The organism is Chelativorans salis, from assembly GCF_025336525.1.
Lineage (GTDB): Bacteria > Pseudomonadota > Alphaproteobacteria > Rhizobiales > Rhizobiaceae > Chelativorans > Chelativorans salis.
The window spans coordinates 44,247-65,502 of sequence record NZ_JAOCZP010000005.1 but is presented as its reverse complement, the minus strand read 5'-3'; the positions used below and the strand labels follow the sequence as shown (position 1 = coordinate 65,502).

General features: G+C 61.6%; 16 protein-coding genes. 6 read left to right on the top strand and 10 right to left on the bottom strand.

Annotated features, from left to right (window positions below; genetic code table 11):
* The first annotated feature begins 14 nt into the window (after positions 1-14).
* The 5 genes from N5A92_RS16735 to N5A92_RS16715 all read left to right on the top strand — a co-directional run bounded on the left by N5A92_RS16735 (position 15) and on the right by N5A92_RS16715 (position 7,810).
* Positions 15-452, top strand: coding sequence for a tripartite tricarboxylate transporter TctB family protein (locus tag N5A92_RS16735; RefSeq protein ID WP_260904808.1), 438 nt, complete (start codon positions 15-17; stop codon positions 450-452).
* Positions 443-1,957: a tripartite tricarboxylate transporter permease gene (locus tag N5A92_RS16730; protein ID WP_260904806.1), complete on the top strand. Its 1,515-nt coding sequence runs from the start codon at positions 443-445 to the stop codon at positions 1,955-1,957. Before N5A92_RS16735 ends, N5A92_RS16730 begins: the two co-directional genes overlap by 10 nt.
* Positions 1,958-2,657: 700 nt before the next feature.
* Entirely contained in the window at positions 2,658-4,322 is a 1,665-nt protein-coding gene (locus N5A92_RS16725) for a carboxylesterase/lipase family protein (RefSeq protein ID WP_260904804.1), read from the top strand.
* Between the two features lie 219 nt (positions 4,323-4,541).
* Positions 4,542-6,167 carry a carboxylesterase/lipase family protein gene (locus tag N5A92_RS16720; RefSeq protein WP_260904803.1) on the top strand — a complete coding sequence of 542 codons (1,626 nt, stop codon included), beginning with the start codon at positions 4,542-4,544 and terminating at the stop codon, positions 6,165-6,167.
* Between the two features lie 68 nt (positions 6,168-6,235).
* Positions 6,236-7,810 carry a carboxylesterase/lipase family protein gene (locus N5A92_RS16715; protein WP_260904801.1) on the top strand — a complete coding sequence of 525 codons (1,575 nt, stop codon included), beginning with the start codon at positions 6,236-6,238 and terminating at the stop codon, positions 7,808-7,810.
* A gap of 19 nt (positions 7,811-7,829) precedes the next feature.
* Here N5A92_RS16715 and N5A92_RS16710 read toward each other — a convergent pair whose 3' ends face one another.
* The 10 genes from N5A92_RS16710 to N5A92_RS16665 form a co-directional block, all read right to left on the bottom strand.
* Positions 7,830-9,110, bottom strand: a complete 1,281-nt coding sequence (locus N5A92_RS16710) for a LysR family transcriptional regulator (RefSeq protein ID WP_260904799.1) — start codon at positions 9,108-9,110, stop codon at positions 7,830-7,832.
* A 57-nt stretch (positions 9,111-9,167) separates the two neighbouring features.
* The gene (locus tag N5A92_RS16705; protein ID WP_260904797.1) at positions 9,168-10,742 is read right to left on the bottom strand and encodes a carboxylesterase/lipase family protein; all 1,575 of its coding nucleotides are present in this window, start codon (positions 10,740-10,742) and stop codon (positions 9,168-9,170) included.
* An 8-nt stretch (positions 10,743-10,750) separates the two neighbouring features.
* A complete protein-coding gene (locus N5A92_RS16700) occupies positions 10,751-11,965 on the bottom strand; it encodes an LVIVD repeat-containing protein (protein ID WP_260904796.1) in 1,215 nt (404 codons plus the stop codon).
* Between the two features lie 42 nt (positions 11,966-12,007).
* Positions 12,008-13,549, bottom strand: a complete 1,542-nt coding sequence (locus tag N5A92_RS16695; RefSeq protein WP_260904795.1) for a tripartite tricarboxylate transporter permease — start codon at positions 13,547-13,549, stop codon at positions 12,008-12,010.
* Positions 13,549-14,082, bottom strand: coding sequence for a tripartite tricarboxylate transporter TctB family protein (locus N5A92_RS16690; RefSeq protein WP_260904793.1), 534 nt, complete (start codon positions 14,080-14,082; stop codon positions 13,549-13,551). The genes N5A92_RS16695 and N5A92_RS16690 overlap by 1 nt, the downstream gene beginning before the upstream one ends.
* Positions 14,083-14,110: 28 nt before the next feature.
* A complete protein-coding gene (locus N5A92_RS16685) occupies positions 14,111-15,124 on the bottom strand; it encodes a Bug family tripartite tricarboxylate transporter substrate binding protein (protein WP_260904791.1) in 1,014 nt (337 codons plus the stop codon).
* Between the two features lie 297 nt (positions 15,125-15,421).
* Positions 15,422-16,510, bottom strand: coding sequence for an ABC transporter ATP-binding protein (locus N5A92_RS16680; protein ID WP_260904790.1), 1,089 nt, complete (start codon positions 16,508-16,510; stop codon positions 15,422-15,424).
* A gap of 20 nt (positions 16,511-16,530) precedes the next feature.
* On the bottom strand, positions 16,531-17,619 hold the full coding sequence (locus N5A92_RS16675; RefSeq protein WP_260904788.1) for a carbohydrate ABC transporter permease: 1,089 nt from the start codon (positions 17,617-17,619) through the stop codon (positions 16,531-16,533).
* Positions 17,612-18,535, bottom strand: a complete 924-nt coding sequence (locus tag N5A92_RS16670; protein WP_260905271.1) for a carbohydrate ABC transporter permease — start codon at positions 18,533-18,535, stop codon at positions 17,612-17,614. The genes N5A92_RS16675 and N5A92_RS16670 overlap by 8 nt, the downstream gene beginning before the upstream one ends.
* A 94-nt stretch (positions 18,536-18,629) precedes the next feature.
* Positions 18,630-19,898: an ABC transporter substrate-binding protein gene (locus N5A92_RS16665; RefSeq protein WP_260904786.1), complete on the bottom strand. Its 1,269-nt coding sequence runs from the start codon at positions 19,896-19,898 to the stop codon at positions 18,630-18,632.
* 334 nt (positions 19,899-20,232) lie between these two features.
* Here N5A92_RS16665 and N5A92_RS16660 point away from each other — a divergent pair, with 334 nt between their 5' ends.
* Positions 20,233-21,252 (top strand): Gfo/Idh/MocA family protein, encoded by a 1,020-nt coding sequence (locus tag N5A92_RS16660; RefSeq protein ID WP_260904785.1) that lies wholly within the window; start codon positions 20,233-20,235, stop codon positions 21,250-21,252.
* The last annotated feature ends 4 nt before the right edge of the window (positions 21,253-21,256 follow it).

Genomic DNA, 21,256 nt, shown 5'->3' with positions numbered 1-21,256 from the left:
TCAAAGAGGCCGTCATGAACATACTGCATAAGGATACCGTTTCGGGAGCTGCCCTTCTTGCGCTTGCGGTGCTGGTGGTGTCCATGTCGCTCGACATGGGCACCGGTGCGGGAGGAGAGACCCTGACACCGAGTTTCGTGCCGCGGATCTGCGCCGCGGGCCTCGTGATCAGCGGCGCGTTCCTCTTGCTGCGCGGGTTGCGCTCGGAAGGGGGGATGCCCGCCATATTGGACCGCCGAATCGCGATAGTGATGATCGCCTTGGTCTTCTACCTCTGGTTCTTTCACGCGATCGATGTCCGCTTCGGTGTCTGGGCTTTCACCCTCGCCACCATGCTCGCCTTCGGCATACGTGCCCCGCTGATGCTGATCCTCTATCCGGTCGCGCTCTCAGCTATCCTGTATCTGTCCTTCAGCTGGGGTTTTAGGGTGGTACTTCCGACATGGATCTGATTGCGTTTTCCGATATCCTGCAGGGCGCGGTACAGGTCGCCAATCCTTGGGTTGTCTTCTTCGTGATCGTCGGTGTGGTCATCGGGATGATATTCGGGGCAGCGCCCGGGCTGACCGCACCGGCCGCCATCGCACTGTTCCTGCCAGTGACCTATGCGATGGGGCCGACTTCGTCGATGGCGCTCTTGCTGGGCATCTACTGCGCGGGTTATTTCGCGGGCTCAATCCCCGCGATCCTCATCAATACGCCTGGTGCGCCAAGTTCAGCGGCCACCGCGTTGGATGGCTTCGCCATGGCCCGTGCCGGCGAGGGAGACAGGGCGCTCTCGACGGCCATATGGGGATCGCTCATTGGTGGTCTGTTCTCGCTCCTCCTACTGATGACGATCGCACCGCTATTGGCGCGGTTCGCCCTGACGTTTACCTCGGTTGAATATTTCTCCTTCGCGCTCATAGGAATTGTCTGTGTTGCGGGGATATCGCGGGGTTCCTTGGCCAAGGGATTTGCTGCGGCGCTTTTCGGCATTCTCGTCAGTACGGTCGGGATCGATCCGGTGAGCGGCGTCGGGCGCTTCATGTTTGGCGAGCCGAACCTGATGGGCGGCATCCCGCAGACCACCGCGCTGATCGGCCTGTTTGCAATCTCTCAGATGTTGCTGCTTTCCAAAAAGGACACTCAGGATCAAATTGTGCTTCCGACGCAGAAAGCAGCATCTCAGCTGGCGGTGCTCCGTGATCTGTGGCGGTACCGCTGGGTGACCTTCAAATCTGCCGTAATCGGCAGCCTGATCGGCGTACTGCCCGGGACCGGACCGGCCATCGCCTCATGGATCAGCTATAGCGATGCGCTGCGCGCCGCAAATCCTGGTGACAAATTCGGGCAGGGTGAGGTCAAAGGGGTGATCGCTTGCGAGGTCTCGAACAACTCAGTCACCGGTGGGGCCATGGTCCCCCTGCTGACGCTCGGCATTCCAGGCGATCCGGTGACAGCGATCCTGATTGGCGCTCTCATGATCCAGGGGGTTCACGTCGGGCCTTTTCTTATTCAGCAGAATGGCTCTCTTTTTGTCTCTATCCTGCTGCTCCTTTGTCTATCGAATATACTCATGGTCGCGGTCGGGCTGAGTGCTCGGAAGGTGGCGGCGAAGGTTCTGCAGATTCCTCCGGGTATTCTTGTTCCAACAATCTGCATGATGGCGGCGATTGGCGTCTTTTCGATCAGCAACAATGCCTTTGACGTGCGGCTGGTGCTGATCTTCGGTTTGATTGGCTACCTGATGGTGCGTCTGGAGTTTCCCACCGCGCCCGCCGTGCTGGGAGTCGTGCTGGGGCCGATTCTTGAGAAGAACCTGCGCAACGCCCTGACGGTCAGCGACATGGATTTCTCCGTCTTCATCACCCGGCCTGTCAGTGCGGCTGCTTTGATCGCGACCGCTTGCCTGCTCTATGTTTGGCTAGGGCCGCGCAAACGATCGGAGGTACACCCGCAACCTGAGAAGCTTTGATGAATTACGCATCTTTTGACCTGCTGCCGGTTTCGCGGACACCGAGATAAGGTGTTTTGACGAAACCGGAGTTTGTGTTGCGGTGCAAATCGAATGGCGACATCGGGGCCGTATGAACGCTTGCCCTGCCTCGGTGAGCGTTCTATGCAATGCCGCCGCGAAGCCCCCAGGTGCTCCCGCTCTCGCTTCCGACGAGCAGGATCGTCTCCGCCCGCCCGGCACGAGGCCCAGAACTGCCGCACGCTGGCCGGTGTGAAGCATGTAGATCGTCTTGGACAGGTGCCCCATCCCGCTCCAGGTCTATGTTCACGCTCTTGTCGAGGATTCCCGGGGTCAGTCTTTTTCCAAGAGCGTTTTGACCACGACCCGCCCGGAGGTCATACGGGCCCGGGCTGGGCACCGGCGCCCCCGCGTGAGCGTTTGGCACCGCGCGACGCGTGGCTATGGCGCTATACGGGCAGCTATCTTACTGGAACGTCTCGGAAGCAGACATGACGGTGTCGATGTTGCGTTGCTCTGGGTTCCAGCGGAAAGCAAGGCGGCTTTTTGATAGCGCTTACTGAAAACTCGATAACCCCTCAAAGTTTACGGCCAACTATCCTCCTGTAATCCGCAGGTACTCTCGTGTCAGCGGAAGCCGGGTTTTCGACTTTCCTCAGGCCCGGCCATTTCGAAGTGACAGTTGGAGGAGGAGGAACGAATGTTCGACTCGAGACAGCTCACACTGGCTGGCCTTGGGCGGTCAGCAGGCCTGGCTGCAATACCCATGATGGCGATGATCGGCGCGACATTCATGCCGACGGTCGGAACTCAGGCATCGGAATATGTCACAGCCGCGGACCGTGCGCTGGTCGCCACGGATGCGGGCAAGCTGCTGGGTGCCGAGCGCAACGACGTCTTGCAGTATCTTGGCGTGCAGTACGCCACTGCCGAGCGGTTCATGACGCCGCAAAAGGTGAAGTCCTGGGAGGGTGTCCGCCCGGCGGTGACCTATGGCAACAACTGTCCCATCCCGCCGATGAGCGAGGTCGCCAACGACGAACTTTTCAATCCGCATCGCTATCTTCCCATGAGCGAGAACTGCCAGTTTCTCAACATCTGGACACCCGGGGTGAACGACGGAGGCAATCGGCCTGTGATGGTCTGGCTGCATGGCGGTGGCTTCACCAATGGATCCGCGATCGAGCAGGTGGCCTATGACGGCGAAAATCTTGCAAAAAAGGGAGATGTCGTCGTCGTAACGCTGAACCACCGGCTGAACATTCTGGGCTTCCTCGATCTATCGGCATACGGGCCGAACTATGCGGATACGCCCAATCTCGGCCTGATGGACATCGTGGCTGCCCTTGAATGGGTGCGCGACAATATCGAGGCGTTCGGCGGCGATCCGGACAATGTCACGATCTTCGGGCAGTCCGGCGGCGGCGGCAAGGTGCGTGCCCTGATGCGCATGCCGGCAGCGGACGGCCTGTTCCATAAAGCTATAGTCCAGAGCGGCGCCACCAATGTGGTGGGCATGCCGAAGGAAGCCGCGAGCCGTGTGGCCGAACTCACGCTTGGGAATTTGGGCTTAACCGCGGAGACGGCTGACAGGATTCGCGAGGTTTCCTACGAGGACTTGCTGGCGGCCGGAACCCAGGCCTTCGAGACGCTCTCGCAGGAGAATGCCTTTCCAGGCGTCACCGGTTGGCGGGCCGTCATCGACGGCGTGCAAGTCCAGAAAGACGAGAATGGCGGCGACGGCTGGGTCGACCAGGGGCGCGACATCCCACTTCTGATCGGCAACGTGCTGAACGAAAGCGAAACGGTCATCCGCAACAAGCCTGCCGACCTTCTCGCTGACAACAAGAACCAATGGGCCGAGGAATACGCCCGGGAGAAGCTGACGGAGCGGTTCGGCGACAAGGCCGATGCGGTGGCAGAGGCCTTCCTGGCCGCATATCCCGACAAGACGCTGGCCGATGCCTACTTCGTCGATCTGCGATCGCGCCCGGGCACGCTGCGCAATGCCAAGATGAAGGCGGAACAAGGCGGCGCACCGGTCTACACCTATATGTTTAGCTGGGAATCTCCGGTGCTGGAGGGGATAGGCATGGCCTGGCATTGCGCGGAAATCCCGCATGTCTTCGCAAATGCCGAACTCGTCAATACGGCCACCGGGGGCGGACCGGACGCGATCGCAATATCCGAGCGGGTAAGCAACGCCTGGATCGCCTTTGCCCGTACGGGTAACCCGAACCATGAGGGCCTGCCCGAGTGGCCGGCCTACACGGTCGAGGACGGGGCGACGATGATCTTCGACAATGCGAGTGAAGTCCGCTTCCATCACGATACTCCGCTGCTGGAAGCCGCGGGCGTGATCTGATCCTGTCTTCCAACCAAGCAACGAGTGTGCCGGCGGCATTCCGCCGGCGCACTGAAGGAGGAACAGCCGAAACTTGCTGACCGGACATTGTCTTGGCCGGTGGAGAAGCGGCCTAGCCTGTCCGTCCCGATGGGACGGATCCCAAAGGAGGAGGAGGAGGAGAAAATGCACATGGTACCTAGCAAGGCATCCCCTTGCAGGAGATTGGCGTGGTGTGTGTTGGCCGGCAGTCTTCTACTGAGCACTGCCGTACCAGCCGCTCTTGCCGACCCGGTTGATGTGGTCGAGATCGCTGGCGGCAAAGTGAAGGGCGTCGAAACGGATGTGCCGGGCGTCCAACTCTTCAAGGGCATTCCCTTCGCCGCCCAAACATCCGGGGCAAACCGGTGGATGCCGCCGCAACCCGTCGAGCCCTGGGAAGGGATCATGGTTGCAGACAGATGGCCCGATCAGGTGGTGCAGGATATCAACCTCAATCCGGTTGGAAAGTTCTGGGGCGATGAGTTCTATTACGATCGTGAGTTCCTGCCCCCGGCCAGCGAAGACAGTCTGAAGCTCAATCTCTATACCCCCGCTGCAAGCACCGACGACAACCTGCCCGTCTATGTCTGGATTCACGGCGGCGGCAACGATCACGGCTATGCCTCGGAAATAGAATTCTGGGCATCGAAACTGGCCGAAAAGGGGGTCATCGTCGTTCAGACGCAATACCGTGTTGGACCTCTTGGTTTCCTTGCGCTCGACGAACTGAGCAAGGAAAGCCCGAACGGCGCGTCCGGCAACTATGCCCTGCTCGACCTCGTCGCGACACTTCAATGGGTGCATGACAACATCCAAAGCTTTGGCGGCGACCCGAGTCGGGTGACGATAGGAGGTCAGTCGGCGGGCGGGCGAAACAGCGTCACCTTGCTCAAGAGCCCCTTGGCGAAGGGACTATTCCACCGTGCCGTCATCCAAAGCGGCTTTGGTGGCATCCTGCCTTTGGACTTCAAGACGCTGGAACAGGCGGAGACCGACAACGCCGCGGCGCTGGAGGAGATATTTGGGAAGCCGATGAACCTTGCTGATCTCCGAGCGCTACCGACGACCGAGTTCACCCAAAAGATGGTGGGAGATGATATTCTCTACAAAGCACTCGACCGAGCCATCGGCGAATACATCATCGACGGCTACTCGCTGACGCAGGAGTCGATCGACCTGCTGCGTCCGGGCGCGCTCAACGGCATCGATATCATGATCGGCGGAACTTCCGACGAACGCACCTCGCAACGAGGCGGCCCGGACCGCACCTTCGCGGATGAGGAATTCGATGCCGCCATGACCAAGATCTACGGCAACGACGACTACACGGATGTATACGAGCCGTCGGACCCGCGGGACGCATACCGGATGTCGCTTAGGGCTGACACCGACTTCGAGTTCCAAAAGGCACTCATCTCGGCGCAGTACGCAAAGGCGCACAACGACAGCAATGTCTTCGCGTATTATTTCAACCACGTGCCGCCTGGCCGGGACTCCGAGTTCTACGGTGCGTACCACTCGGCGGACCTGTGGTACTTCTTCAACTCACTGCGGGAGTGGCCCGGTCAGCGGCACTGGACGGATGCGGACTATCGCATGGCCGACACGATCTCGTCCTACCTGGCGAACTTCATCAAGACAGGCGACCCGAACGGAGAGGGTCTGCCGGCTTGGCCGCAACCGACGGATGGGGCGGCCTTCATGCGGTTCGCCGACGGCTATGCCTTTGCCGTCGAGTCGACGCCGTATCCGAGCCGTGACGCCCTAAACCGCAAAGCAGTATTTGACCGCTTCGAAATGCGCGAGGGCGAACTTTCCAGGTGAGGGGAACGGTGCTCTGCCCGAGAATGAGGGGTTCAGCACCCTCATCCCCAGCCTGAAGGAGAGGACAGATGAGTTTTCTACCGACCATAAGCCGGTTCAGCCGGCAACTTGGCTTCGCCCTTGCAGCAGGCCTGTTGGCCGCCAATACGGCAGGTGCTCAGACGGTAACTGCGCCCGCGGGCGAATTTCGTGGAACAAGCACTGGTGGGCTCGATATCTACCAGGGCATCCCCTACGCGGAGGCGCCGGTCGGCGATCTCCGCTGGGCACCGCCGCAGCCGAAGGCTCCGTTCACCGAGCCGTTCGAGGCGACGGATCCGGGCAACGAGTGCGTGCAGTTCGCCACCTTCTGGCGTCCGGACCGCCCGGCGAGTTGGACCGAGGACTGCCTGTCGCTCACTGTCTACGTGCCGCCTGATCGGGAAAACAACCTGCCAGTCTTCGTCGGCTATCACGGAGGCGGCTCCGTCAACGGCGCCAAGACCGACTGGCATCCGCGGGAACTGGCGCTGGCGGGATCCGTGGTCGTGACGGCGAACTATCGCCTGGGGGCGATGGGGTACCTCGCGCTCGATTTGCTGAATGCCGAATCGAAGGACGGCCAGAGCAGCGGCAATTACGGCGATCTGGACAAGGTCCAGGTGCTTCGCTGGGTCAAGGAGAACATCTCGGCCTTCGGGGGCGATCCGAATCGCGTCACCATCGCCGGACAGTCGGCCGGCGCGCGCGGGGTGTGTTTCCTTCTTGCCTCGCCCGAGGCCGCGGGCCTGTTCCATGGGGCGGTGATGCAAAGCGGGCGCGAATGCCCAAGCACCTCGAACGCCGACCAGGTTGAGGCGGGCAACAAATTTGTCGGGTCGATCGGCTGTGCGGATGCCGAGGATACACTAGCCTGCCTGCGCGAGAAATCGCCGGCCGAGGTTTTGACCGCGCAGGCGGATTCAGAGCTTGGTTTCCCAACGACCTACGGCGGTTACGCGCTGCCGAAGCCGCCGCTGGAAGCGTTCCGGTCGGGTGAGTTCAACCGCGTCCCGGTCATCATCGGCAACACGCGCAACGAAACGCGCGTCTTCATCTACGAGGGTAACGACCTGCAGAAGCAGCCGGTCACGCTTGAGAAGTACGAATCGACGGTGCGCGAACGGATGGGCGACAAGGCCGATGCCGTCCTGGCGGCCTATAAGGAGTCCGCGGCGACCGCCCCCGGCATGGCGCAGGGCGATTTCGATACCGACCAGCGCTATATCTGCGGCACCCACAAGGCCGTCGATGCCCTGGGCGAATGGACGCCGACCTTTGCCTATGAGTTCGCCGACGAAACCGCGCCGATCCGCTCTTATGCCAGCGTGCCGCCGTCGTTTGATCTCGGTGTCCCCCATAGCGCCGAACTGCCTTATCTGTGGGGCGAGGACACGGTCCCGAATGGGCTTACGGCCGAGCAGCAGAAGCTGGCCGAACTGATGCGCGCTCATTGGATCAGTCTCACGGATCCTCAGGGCATGGCCGCAACCGTCAAGGCCGAGTGGCCGGCCTATACGCCGGATGGCAGGCAGCGTATCGTCTTTTCCGCAGGTGGCGAGACCAGCATTGTCCCCGAGGACCAGTACCTCGCGGACCATAACTGCGATCTCTTCGCCAGGTAAAAAACGAGCTGGGGCCTTTTCACGACGGCCGCAGCTCCGGCAACGGAGAGCTGATTTCGTGGAACTTAGCCGCGCGGCGTCTCAAGCGCGCGGCGAGTTCGGAATGAAGCGGGGGCGGACGAAAACTCTGCCGTCGATAGAGATAGATCGACCGCGCAGCGATCGGCAGCGGATAGGGCAGGACGGAAAGATATAACTCCTGGCCATTCGAGACGATGTCGTGCCAGGAGGAAATCATCAGCCGGTCGCTGGAGCGGAGGATGGCGAAGGATGTCATCGCCGACTGGGTCTCGATCACTGAGTGGCTGGGGAAGGCGACACCTTCGAAGATCCGCTCGCAGGCTCGGCGCAGTGGAGTACCTTCGATCGGCAGCAGCCAATCGTGCCTCAGTAGGTCGGCAATAGTAACCTTGCCGACGCGGGTCAACGGATGGCCGGCCCGGCATGCGATTGCATAATTTGCGCTGAACAGCTCGTCCCCCACAATCCCATGCGCCGCCATGTCGTCGCGCTTTGCACAAATCAGGTAATCGAGCTCGCCGTTGCAAAGCTTTGCGAAAGCGACATCGAAGGAGTCGTCTACGAGTCGGACACGAACCGAGGGGCGATGCGACAGATAGCAGGAGAGTGTCATAGGGATCAGTGCCGTGCGTGCCAGGCCAAGGCAGCCTAGGGCGATGGTGCTGACATGGCTCTCGTCCAATGAGGCCAATTCGTCGACGGCATAGTCGAGCTCCTTGGCCGCGAGGCTGAGGCCCCTGGCAAATGCCTGTCCGGTTCGGTTGAGGACAAGGCGCTCCGCGTTCCGTACGAACAGATCGCATCCCAGGCACCGCCCGACTTCACGCAACCGCCGCAACAGAGAGGCCTGAGAAATTCCAAGCTTTTGCGCTGCCGCATCGACGTCGCCCAGGCGGGCAAATGCTGCAACAGCAACGATGTGGAGCCAAGAGATAGACGCGACTATACGACCCAGATCCGCCTCGGCGCGTTTCCCGAGCGGGCGAAGCGCCGCAACCACGGTATCGTTGAGAAGCTCGAAAAAAGTCACTAGGCGGGCATGGACGACTTCCCCTTCCGGCGTCAGGCGGCTGCCGCGCGCATCGCGCTCCATCAATCGGACGCGGAACATCTCCTCGACCTGACGCAACGCATAGGTCATGGTCGATTGAGACATGTGGACTTCGTCGCCCGCTTGATTCAGGCTGCCCAACCGGCCGGCCGCTTCGAAGGCGCGGAAATGCCGGATGCTGATGTGTTTCGTGCGCTCGAGAACCGATAGCGTCACCGGCGGAACCAACCCCGAATTTCTTCCTGGATACGCATCATAGCATATCGGAAGGAATTCTAATCGGTCTCAGGCAGAACCGGCCAACTTCCGCTCGTCCTGGTCCGAACCGATATCCAGGGTGCAATCGGTGTCGAGGATCATCGTCTCGCATCCGGCTGCGGAAACGGGCAGCCATTCGGGCAGGCCCGGGTGGTTCGGATCGCCGGTGCGGGCGAATTCAGCCCATGTGCCCGCGACGCGGTCTGCCAGCCTGATCGCCTCCGGGCTGCCGGTGGTCCACTCGACACAGCGGTGGGCGTTGGCGAAGACGAAAGGCAATTCTGCATTGTGGAATACACCCGGCCGTCCACCGAGTGCCGGCGTGCGCCAGCGGAACCAGTAGAGATACGCAGGCGCCCGGCCTTGGCGCACCTTGCGCCGGGCCTGGATCACAGCACATTCCCGCACGGTAGCGCCATAGGCGCGAGATCGAAGCTCGAACGGCGTGATGTCGGGATACTTGGAGCGGAACAGAGCTAGCACGGCAGGGCCTTGCTCGCCGAAAGTGCGGGAAAACTCTTCTGCCACGGCACGATCAGTAAGTCCTTCGGGATCGGGAACGCCGATCCCGTTTGAGAACTCGTGAAGCGTCGTGCCGACAAGCAGCGGCACCTCTGCGCTGAACTCGGGTGCCTCGGGATCGAAGGCATGGCTAGGAAGGTTGATGCCGTCGACCACAGGCTCCCACCGGACGCGGAGGTTTCGGCGGGCCGGGTTTTCGGGAACCGCGACACGCTGCACCACCGTCATTCCGAAGCGCATCAAGCGCTCCGACGGCATCTCCAGCAACCGTCGTTCGGCATCTATCCCACCGATTTCGGCACGAATGGCTGTGCGGACACGGTCCGCCTGCTCGGCCCCGCACTGACGCAGCGCGATGTTGCTCTGGACGATTGCGCGGTGGAACAGGCCACGTGTTGCGGGCATCCCCATCAGCGTCGTCACCTTCGCCCCGCCGCCGGACTGGCCGAAGATCGTCACGCAGCCCGGATCGCCGCCGAATGCCTCTATATTGTCGCGAACCCATTCTAGCGCGAGGATGATGTCGAGCATACCGGCATTGCCCGAGCCGGCGTATCTCTCTCCCAATGACAGGGCGGGCATATAGCCAAAGATGTTGAGCCGGTGATTGACGCTAACGACGATCACCTCGCCGCGTCGACTGAGTTCCTCTCCATTGGTCGCCGGGAGTTCGCTGCTCGAGCCAAACGCGAAATGGCCACCGTGAAGCCAGACCATAACTGGAAGTCGCGCTTCGCGGTCGAGTGTCGGCGTCCAGATGTTAAGGTTGAGGCAGTTCTCACTTTGCACACCCTCCCGCCACTGCAAGAGGAAATCCTCCTCCTGATACGCGCGGCTCATCTCCTCTGCCTCGGCGCGGGGCGGCTGCGGACATATAGGTCCGAACGTCAGACAAGGCCGCGCACTATCCCAGGACGCCGGCAGCCGTGGAGGGAGAAACCGGTTCACCCCTCCAGTATCGGCGCCATAGGGTATTCCGAGGAAGGTATAGACATCCTCGGCAAGGAATCCCGAAACGCGGCCCGACCGTGTCTCGGCCTCGGCTACGCTGGGGCCGGAAAAAATGCGCCTCTGGGCCATCACCGTTCTCACCTGCCCTCGAATTGAAGAATGTCGAGGCCGCGATTGCGGTCGCACAGAAAGACAATGCCCGAAGCGTCAGCGTAGACGTCATTGCTCATCGGTGCCGGATAGCCATCGGGCGGTTGCGGAAGAAAATGACCGATTTCACGCGGGCGGGCCGGGTTTGACGTGTCGATCGCGCGCAGACCCCCGCTGAACCAGGTCACGAACAGCGTGTCGCTGCGCATGGTCTCGTTATACTGGTGCGCGCCGAACGTAAGGCCGGAAAGTGCATGGGGGCTTGCGCGCTCCTGGAGATGAAAAAGCGAGATCGGCCGTATGTCCGCCGGGTCCTCCACATCGAGGAACCACAGCCCCGCATGAGGTTCCCCGGGCGCAAAATCATGTTCTTCGTCAACCGCTACCGCGACCTGGCGCCCATTGTGCCGCGCTCGGATCGGCATAACGGTGTGCGTGGGAGACGGAAAGGGCGGATGGTAATTGTAGCTTCCGAGCGTCCGCGGCCGCGTGATGTCGGAGCAGTCGATCACATAGACGCCGGCCTTCATGCAGGCGGCCCAGAGCCGATTCCCGGATCGCAACGCGTGGTGCAAGCGGTGGCCGTATCCTCGCCAGGAAGGCGTCTCGCCGCCCGCGACGTGCTGGCCCGGCATCCACCATCGGCTGACCTCCTTCGGCCGGGAAGGGTCGGCAAGGTCGTAGATGACAAGGATGTTGCCGATATATCCTTCCATTTCGGTCGATAGGTAAAGATATCTCTCGTCCACATCGAAGCGGTGGGCACCGAACCCATGCGTGCGTATATACGCGATCTCACGTGGACGAGCCTTGTCCGAGATGTCGTAGATCTTACAGCCGCCGAGATCGTAGGGCCGGGATGTGTAGCAACGTGCGCTGGCGACAATCTTAGCGGGCAGCCCCGTGCGCACCGCGATCTGGGCGTCCGTCGCATTCGGATCAGCTTCGATCGCCGCGCCCGCCTGCCGCGTCTGGTGGCGGGCAGCCTGTTCGACGTTGACGAGCATCAGATCGCCGATCACCCGCACCTTGTGGGTGTGTGACAGATGGTCGGGCAGCATGATCGTGTGGACGAGTTTCGGCCGTCTGGGATCGCCGACATCGATGATGCTGGTTCCGTGCGGAGCGTGCATGTGGCCGACAAAAGCGTAGCCGTTCTCAACCGTCACCTGCCCGCCGCCCGGGATATCCAGCCTGGCCAAATGCTTGAAGTTCTTAGATTCTGTTTGGTTTGGCATAATAGCTCAATAGGGATTGATGGTTTCCTTGGCGGCAGGCCCGTTGCGAAGTGCCCGCCGCATCCTCCGCCCCTTCCACCACTGCAGTGCGAGGGACAGCACGAGCAGCCCCCACAGCGTGTTGCCTATGGACGATGAGAAGAGAATTTGAAGATCGCCCTGACCCAACCGGAGCGAGCGCAGGAGGTATTGCTCGAAAAGCGGCCCCAGGAGCACGCCGATCAGTACGGCAATGACATTGTACCCGGTGCGCCGGCAGATGTAGCCGATGACGCCGAAGACGAGCGCGACATAGATGTCGAAGACGTAGCCCCGGTTGGCGAGCGAGGCGACGACGGTTAGCGATAGGATCAGCGGAACGAGCACGCGCGTCGGTACGAGAACGATGGTGCCCACATAGCGCGCGAGCGGCAGCACAAGGAAGACCATCACGATGTAGGCCGCGAGCATCGAAAAGAAGATGCCGTAGGCTGTTTCGGGACGGTCTGTGAAGAGGCGCGGGCCCAGAAGGACGCCGTTGTACTGAAGCACCACAGCCATGACCGCGGCGGTCGTGCCGCCGGGCACACCAATCGCCAGCAGCGGGACCAGCGTCCCCGAGGTCACGCCATTGTTTGAACTTTCGGCCGCGATCAGGCCTGCCGGGCTGCCGCGGCCAAAACTTTGCGGATCGCTGGAGAATAGACGCGCCTGCGCGTAGGCAACGAACGAGGCGATCGAGGCCCCTGCGCCCGGAACGATGCCGATCAAGAGGCCGATGAACGAAGTCCAGGCCAGAATCCACCATTGCCGGATACATTGATGAATTCCCTCGAATGTCCCGGTCCACCCCGAAACCTTCTGACGAGCCTCCTCCGAGCTCAAGGCGACCGACTCCCGCTCGAACATCACCAGGGCCTCCGAGATCGCGAGAAGGCCGATAAGTGCGGGGACCAGCGGCACCCCTTCGTACAGCTCGATAAAACCGAACGTGGCGCGGGGGGTGCCGTAGATAAAGTCCGTCCCGACCACTCCCATGAGGAGGCCGAAGAAGCCGGCGATCAGCCCCTTAACGAGGTCATCGGTGGCGATCATTGCGATCAGGCAAAGGCCAAAGACCATGATCACAACCATGTCTACGCTGTGCAGGTAGAGGCCCATCCTGGAAAGAAAGGGCAGAAACGCGATGGCGAGGATGGTAGTGAAGAGGCCGCCGACAACCGAGGCGAATGCCGAGATCGCGAGAGCCTCTTGCGAGCGTCCCTGCTTCGTCATGGCGAAGCCGTCTAGGCAGGTTGCCGCGTGTCCTCCCGTGCCGGGCATATTGATCAGAATTGCTGGGATGCCGGCACCCATATGCGATGCGCAATAGACCGAGACCATGAATGCCATGGACGTATCAATATCCATGACCAGGGTGAGAGGCAGCAGGATGAGCAGCGTGTTTTGGGCGCTGAACCCCGGAATGGCGCCGACGAGGATGCCCAGGACGACCGCAGGAATGATGATCCAAAGGTGGGTGAAGGATGCAATAAGCAGCGTCCCGTAGTTCTCCCAGCCAGACAACATCATATGCCTCCGCCGACCAGTAGAGGCGCAAGCAGGTTTTCAACCGGGCCGTAGGGCATTCTCTTGTCGAGGACTGCAATGAACAGAACATAGACCAGCGCAGCCGTACCGGCCGGAAGTAGCACCAGGAGGGCGGGGCTGCGAACATCAAGAATCCAGAGGCTGGCAAGCAGAGCCAGGAACAGCGACAGCGTGACGCCGAGCCACCCGATCAGCATCGCGAAACCGGCAAATACAGCCAAGAGAACGAGGCGTCGCCGCTGATCCGGTGTCCAGGCGGCGATGGACCCGAGGCGCATCGAGGCCCTTCCTTCGGTTATGGCGATCGCCATGGAGGCGATCTTGAGCACGATGAGGCCCAGAAGGGGAACGCCGATGAGAATCCCGTTGATGCGCGCTTCCCACTTCAGGTTCCAGGTGTCCCAAAAGAAGTAAAGCGCGAAGAGCCCCGCGACGGCAGGGATCAACAGATCGGCACCCAGCGCCCGTTTAGGGGCGCCGGGGCTCGTCTCGCGCGATAGGTGGTCGTCCATATTTGGCTCTCGGCCATCAGCTGGCCACCTAACCGGCAGTCAGCTGATCTCCATATTTCGTGGCCAGCTCGACCATGCTCTGCGCAAGTTCCATGCAAGTGGACTGATCGCGGAAACGAACGCCGTCCCAAGGCGTCACCCCGCTCTGAACGATCTCTTCCTTGAACCTGGGATCGTCGAATACGGCCGCCGAGGTATCCTGGAGCACCTTGTAGTCGTCCGGGTTGGCATCGGCCCAGCTACGGTGGACAGCCCAGGAGCGGGTCGAGTAAAGGCTGGGAATGTCGGTCCCAAAGACTTCGTTGATCAGCGGCACGTCACCGCGGGTCTCGGCCAGCACGAACTCTTCGCGGTCGAAAACCCCGAGGATACGCGCCCCCTCGATATATCCTGCAGTGCCACCGCCGCCGCATTCGGCCTCCCCATTCAACACCGCCACCACCTGAGGATTGCCCCCGCCATAGGGAATGATGTTGAACTGCGCCCCTGTCGCTTCGGCCAAGGCCAGAAGCCCGATCGTGCCCGGGTGCGGCAACCGGCTCACGGCGATGCTCACCGGCCGTTTCATGGCCGTCTCGACAACCTCTTCAACCGACGTGAATGGGCTTTCGCCCGAAACCCATATGCCGCAAGGGTCGGTATCGATCCCGCAGAAGTAGTAAATGTCCTCGGGGAATTTGAAATCAGGCTTCTGCAGCGCGTACATGATCATCTCCGCGCTCACATTGCCGAAAAGCAAATTGCTGCCGTCCATTTCGCGTTGCTTGAAGTACAGTTCATAGCCCACTTGCCCGGCCGCGCCAGGGCTGAACTGACGCTCGAAATTTTGTCCGATCTTGTCCTTCCAGCTATTGATGAAGGCGCGGGAGAGACCATCCGCCCCTCCGCCCTCTCGGGTGGGAACGATGACGTCGAAGGTCCTGCTGGGATAATTGGCTGCGAAACCTTTGCCTGTCGCGCCACCTACCGCCGATGCGGCAACGAAGCTCCCAGCGATCTTCAAGAAGCCTCTGCGATTCATGAAAGCAGTTTCGGCTAGCATGTTGAATCCTCCCTTCGTGCTCGATTTTTTTCTGTGCACCCCGCAACGATATGGTGGTTGAGCGTCTCACGGTTATCGATTCTCTCCCCGGGGCTCTGGAATTCGTTCTCCCGCGAGAGGACATTCAATCTCCCTTCTTCGGACAGACTGATGATGGGCGTCGGATCCTTCTGGCAGATCGTGATCAAAGGCCTTGTCGTCATCGCCGCCGTGGTCATCGATTAGTTCCAGCAGCGTATGGAAGCGCGCATCACCCTGCAGCACTAGGCGGTCGTGCTCCTCGTAGGCTGTACTCTTTCAATTGCCCAGCGGCACGCGCAGGCCCGCTGCATCGAAAAGGTGCCAGTGGCCCTCTCGCGGCTCGGCGTGCAGGACGTCACCGCGCGCCACGCGGCTCTGTCCAGCTTCGTGGATCAGGACTGGTGTGCCGTCAGGTGTGGCGCAGTGCAGATAGCTATTGGAACCGTGCTGCTCGGAAACGCTGACCGTAAGCGGCCAGCCCGTGCCATTCTCAGACAGCGTGAAATGCTCAGGGCGCACGCCCAGCGTTACCGTTGCCCCCGCCCTGAGCGGACCCGGGCGCGCGGGAAGGGTAAAGGGCGGCAGATGCGGGCTTTGGAAGGAAAGGCCGGCTTCGCTGACCCTAGTGATCGCGCCGTTGAGAAAGTTCATGCGCGGCGAGCCGATGAAGCCTGCCACGAACAGGTTGCGCGGGTGGTTATAGAGTTCGAGTGGCGCGCCCACCTGCTCGATCACGCCCTTGCGCAGCACGACGATCTTGTCGGCCATGGTCATGGCCTCGATCTGATCGTGCGTCACATAGATCATGGTGTTGCCGAGCCGCTCATGCAACTTGGTGATCTCCACGCGCATCAGAACGCGAAGCTCCGCATCGAGGTTCGACAGCGGCTCATCGAACAGAAAGATCTTCGGGTTGCGGGTGATGGCGCGGCCGATGGCGACGCGCTGGCGCTGACCTCCCGACAACTCCTTGGGCCGGCGCTCCAGCAGTTCCTCGATCTGCAGCATCTTCGCCGCCGCCTCGACTCGGCGGGCGATCTCGTCCTTGGGCATGCGGATGTTTTCCAGCCCGAAAGAGAGGTTCTGGCGCACGGTCATGTGCGGGTAGAGCGCGTAGGACTGGAAAACCATCGCCACGCCGCGGTCGGCGGCGGGCACGGAAATCACGCTCTCGCCGGCGATACGGATGTCGCCGGCGGTGGCCTCCTCCAGCCCGGCGATGAGGCGCAACAGGGTGGACTTGCCGCAGCCTGACGGCCCGACGAAGACCACGAACTCGCCATCTTCGATCTGAAGGTCGAGGCCGGGGATCACCTCGACGGCGCCGAAGGACTTGCTGAGCTTTTCCAGGACGAGATTTGCCATTCCGATTTACGTGTCCGATTTCACTTGATACCGGTCGAGGCGATGCCGCTGGCGATGTAGCGCTGCAGGAAGATGAAGGCGAAGGCGAGCGGCAGGGCGGTCAGCGTCGTCATCGCCAGGAGCTGGTCGTAATGAATCTGGTTCTCGTCCTGGAACGAGGCGAGCGCCAGTTGCAGCGTGAAGACCTCGCGCCGGTTGAGCACGACCAGGGGCAGCAGGAAATCGTTCCAGCGCGACAGGATCGAGAAGATCGCCACCACCGCGAGCGCCGGCGCGGAGAGAGGCAGAATGATGCGCCAGTAGATGCGCCATTCGCTGGCATGGTCCATGCGCGCCGCCTCGATCAGTTCGTCGGGGATGGTGAGCATGTACTGCCTGAGGAGGAAGACGCCGGTGGGGGTGGCGACTGTGGGCAGAATGACGCCCCATAGATTGCCCACGAGGCCCAACTGGGCGACGATCAGATAGATCGGCACGAGCACCACGGTCGGCGGTATCATCAGCGTCATTAGGATGGCGATGAGGGCGAGTGTGTTGCCCTTGAAGCGGTATTTCGAAAGCGCAAAGGCGGCCATGGAATTCATGATCACCGTAATTGCCGTGGCGACGATGGTGATGAAGAGCGAATTATAGACGAACAGCCACAGATCCGAGCCCGAGGCAGACAGGAGCCGCGTGTAATGCTGCCAGGTGAAGAAGATACTTCGCACGGGCTTGGCATCCGCCACGGGTACGACGAGCCGCCCGGCCCCGGGATTTGCCGGATCGATCATCTGGGCGTTGAGCCCGACACGGCGGATTTGCGCCAGCTGCCGCGTCTCGCCGTCCTCGGTGGTGACCTCGTAAAGGGACAGGGGCTCGTCGAAACCCTCCACTGTCACCGTCTCCGCCGCGTAGGGCAGGAAGGTGGGCGGAAACTCGGCCAGGTTGACGGGTGCCTTGAAGGAGGAAAGCACGACCCAGAGCACCGGCGCGAACATCACTGCCAGGCCGAGAAACAGGTAGGCGTAGGTGAGCCAGTCGGTCCAATCCGCACGCACCCTGCCGCGGCGACGGGTGAGGAACTGGAGGATGGAGCTTTGCGCGGTGCGGGCGGTAAGCTCAGTCATAGCTCTTCCCCCGCGCCAGCCGCAGTTGGATCAGGGTAAAGACCAGCAGCACGGCACCGAGCAGCAGGGAGGCTGCAGCCGCCAGACCGAAATTGCGCGGCTGGATGGCGAAGCCGATCTCGTAGATATACTGCACGATCAAAATCGTCGCCGAGCCTGGGCCGCCGCCTGTCAGAACGTAAAGCTCATCGAAGGTCTGCACCGAGCGGATGACGCACAGGATGAAGACCACCAGCAAGGTGGGCTTGAGCATGGGCAGCGTGATGCGCGTGAAGACGCGCCAGGGATTTGCGGCATCCATCTTCGCCGCCTCATAGACGTCGCGCGGGATCGACTGCAGGCCGGCCAGCAGGATGATTGTGAAGAAGCCCATATGCGCCCATACGGTCACGAAGACCGACCAGAAGAAGGCGGAGTTCGGGAACACCAACCAGTTCACCGGTGTGAGACCGAGCGCCGTCAACAGGCCGTTGAGGGCACCGTTTCGCTGCAGGATCCATTGCCACGTCAGCGCCACTACCACCGGTGAGAGCATGACCGGGAAGAAGAAGATGCCGCGGAAGAAACCCCGGCCGCGGATGTCGCGGTTGAGGCAGATGGCGGTGAAGAGCGCGATCCCGATCATCGCCGCGACCTGTACGGGCACGAAGATCAGCGTATTGCCCAGCGCGCGCCAGAAGAGGTCGCGGGAGCATGTAGAGGGGTCGAGATAGCTCCCGCACTCGAACAGTGTCTCGTAATTCGCTGCGCCGACATAGGGCCGGTCCGCGGGGTAAAGCCGGTCGCTGCCGGTGGCCGAATAGAAGATGTTGATGAAGACCGGCAGAAGCGAGAAGAACAGCACGGCCGCCAAATTGGGGAAGAGGAACACCCAGGGCATCCGCTTGATGCCAAGGATCTTCTGCGCACCGCGCATGACCGGCTCGATCGCCCTGGCCGGCAGGGCGACCAGGGCTGTGAAGGCTCCCGAGAATGTGGCTGCGGCGCGCATGGCTCCCTCCGCGCGCCGGCTACTTGGCTTCCGCAGCCTGAATCGCAAGCTCCACGTCCTGCCTGATGCGCTCTAGCGCGGCCTCGACGGTCAGCTCGTCATTAATGACCTGGCTGATGCGCGTCGTCAGCGCGTTCATCATGGCCCGCTGATAGCGCCAGCCCTGGAAACGGTAGGCGGCCGGCGCCATCTTCGGGATCTGGTCCATGAAGGTCCGGAGCGCTACCTGGGTCCGCTCGGAGGCGGTGGGATAGTCGACGCCTTCCTCGATGAGCGATGTGGCGGCGGGAATCTCGACCGCTGCGGCGATGATCTCCTTGTAGTTCTCCTGCTGCGCGACATAGTCGATATATTCGCCCACGAGTTCGGGGTGCGGCGTGTGCTTGAAGCCCACCAGCGCTCCGCCGCCGGGCATCGCCGTGCAGGAGGACGGGCCGCAGGGCGTATCGACCACGGCCCACTCGAACAGGTCGCCGACCTCGGTATCCATCCGGCTGAGCGTCCACGAGCCGCCGAAATAGAACACCACATTCGCGTTCAGGAAGTCCTCGAAAAGCTCCCGGTGCGTCGAGCCGCCGACCGCGCCCCAGAGATCGAGTGGCATGGTGCCGTTCTTGTGCCACTCGACGAACGTGTCGATAGCCGCGTGCAGGCCGTCATCGACGACGGGATTTCCTTCCTCATCGACCAGTTCGGCGCCATGGCTAATGGCGAAGCTCGCGAAACGGTGACCGGAGCGGTCCATCTCCATCGGGAACTCGGTGTTGGTCGCCTCGGCCACCTTGCGCGCGGCTTCGGCCCACTCGTCCCAGGTTGCCCCCTCCTCAGGCACGGAAACTCCCGCCTGCTCGAATAGGGTGAGGTTCACATAGGCGCCGTTCACGGTGAGCGAAGTCGGCATGCCGTTGATGGCCTTGCTCTTTCCGTCTGTACCGCGCAGCCATTGCAGCGTCTGGCCGAATTCCTTCTCGAAGTTCGCCGCGTCCACATACGGCGTGAGGTCGACATAATAGCGGCTGAGGCCGCCCAGGTCGGTGATGATGGCGGCGTCCGGTCCCTCACCGGACTCGAGCTGCACGGGCAGCGCCTCGACGACGGTCTGATAGGATACCGTCTCCAGCTTCACCGTCTTACCCGGGTGCTCCTCGTTGAACCGCTCGGCGACGGGCGCCATCGTCTTGCAGCCGAATCCGATATCGTCGCAGTATATCGTGACCTCCTGGGCGTGTGCCGTCGCCGTCATCACCAGGCCGAAAGCGGTGTTCGACAAAATAGCAGTAAGCTTCATGATTCTCCTCCTCTAAGGGCGGTCGCCCGCCCTGTCGACCAGCCTGGCTGTCCCAGCCGAAAAATGACGTTGGTCTAACCAGAGAAGCTTCGTTTCGTCTGGTCAGAATGTCAATAGTCAAAGAGAATGGGCGCCTATTTTCTAGAAGCTTATGATTTAACTGTATCTTTTCACATAAGGGATGTCGTGTGCCGGACTTGACATATCTTCCAGTTTCCGTTCTGGTCTGACCGAAATGTGGTCCCGCGCTCCTGCGGTAGGGGCAAGAGGGGCTGGGCACCGGTATCGAATTCGGCTTCCCAATGGGCGAGGATTGGCAGAAGGAACGGCAAGAATGCTGAAGTTTGCGGCCGTGGGCATCGACCACGGGCATATATTCGACCATGTAAACGGCCTCACCGCAGCGGGCGCAGAGTTCGTGGGCTACTGCACGCAGACCTCGGTCCCGGCGCTATTGGAGAATTTCCGCAAGACCTATCCGGAGGCGGAGGCGCTTGACCGGGAGGCGATCCTTGCCGACCCCTCGATCAACGTCATCTGCACCGCCGCCATCCCGCGCGATCGGGCGGGGCTGGCGATCCGCGCCATGGAGGCTGGTAAGGACGTGATCGTCGACAAGCCGGGCGTCACCACGTTCGAGCAACTCGAGGCGGTAGAAAGAACCGTCGCGCGGACGGGTCGCATCTTCTCCGTCTGCTTTTCCGAGCGGCTTTGCGTGCCGTCCGCCGTGGTAGCCGGCAAGATGGTGGCCGACGGGGCGGTCGGGAAAGTGGTGCAGACCCTCGGCGTGGGGCCGCACAGAAAATCGCTCTCCACACGACCGGGCTGGTTCTTCGAGATGGAAGCCATTGGCGGCGTCATCAACGACATCGCCTCGCACCAGATCGACCAGTTCCTGTTCTACACCGGCTCGGACAGCGCCGAGGTCGTGGCAAGCTCGGTCGGTAATCTCGGCACGCCGCAATCAGCCGAGTTCCAGGATTTCGGCGAGGTGCTTTTGCGCAGTGCGCAGGCCTCGGGCTACATCCGCGTCGACTGGTTCACGCCCGACGGCTTGCCCACCTGGGGCGACGGGCGGCTCACCATCCTGGGTACCGAAGGCTATATCGAGCTCAGGAAATACATCGACATCGCCGGGCGGCCGGGCAAGGACCACCTGTTCCTGGTGAACGGTTCGGGCATACGCCACATCGACTGTTCGCGCGAGCCGCTCGACTACTTCGACGCCTTCGCCAGGGACGTGCGCGACCGTACCGAGACGGCGATGAGCCAGCGCCACGTCTTCGAGGTCTGCCGTCTGGCGCTCGATGCGCAGGCCAGAGCTGCCATCATCACTCCCAAGCAACAGGATTGACGAT

Coding starts and splice junctions, on each gene's coding strand:
- N5A92_RS16735 (WP_260904808.1), top strand. CDS start 15: ATGAACATACTGCATAAGGATACCGTTTCGGGAGCTGCCCTTCTTGCG.
- N5A92_RS16730 (WP_260904806.1), top strand. CDS start 443: ATGGATCTGATTGCGTTTTCCGATATCCTGCAGGGCGCGGTACAGGTC.
- N5A92_RS16725 (WP_260904804.1), top strand. CDS start 2,658: ATGTTCGACTCGAGACAGCTCACACTGGCTGGCCTTGGGCGGTCAGCA.
- N5A92_RS16715 (WP_260904801.1), top strand. CDS start 6,236: ATGAGTTTTCTACCGACCATAAGCCGGTTCAGCCGGCAACTTGGCTTC.
- N5A92_RS16705 (WP_260904797.1), bottom strand. CDS start 10,742: ATGGCCCAGAGGCGCATTTTTTCCGGCCCCAGCGTAGCCGAGGCCGAG.
- N5A92_RS16695 (WP_260904795.1), bottom strand. CDS start 13,549: ATGTTGTCTGGCTGGGAGAACTACGGGACGCTGCTTATTGCATCCTTC.
- N5A92_RS16690 (WP_260904793.1), bottom strand. CDS start 14,082: ATGGACGACCACCTATCGCGCGAGACGAGCCCCGGCGCCCCTAAACGG.
- N5A92_RS16685 (WP_260904791.1), bottom strand. CDS start 15,124: ATGCTAGCCGAAACTGCTTTCATGAATCGCAGAGGCTTCTTGAAGATC.
- N5A92_RS16680 (WP_260904790.1), bottom strand. CDS start 16,510: ATGGCAAATCTCGTCCTGGAAAAGCTCAGCAAGTCCTTCGGCGCCGTC.
- N5A92_RS16675 (WP_260904788.1), bottom strand. CDS start 17,619: ATGACTGAGCTTACCGCCCGCACCGCGCAAAGCTCCATCCTCCAGTTC.
- N5A92_RS16670 (WP_260905271.1), bottom strand. CDS start 18,535: ATGCGCGGTGCGCAGAAGATCCTTGGCATCAAGCGGATGCCCTGGGTG.
- N5A92_RS16665 (WP_260904786.1), bottom strand. CDS start 19,898: ATGAAGCTTACTGCTATTTTGTCGAACACCGCTTTCGGCCTGGTGATG.
- N5A92_RS16660 (WP_260904785.1), top strand. CDS start 20,233: ATGCTGAAGTTTGCGGCCGTGGGCATCGACCACGGGCATATATTCGAC.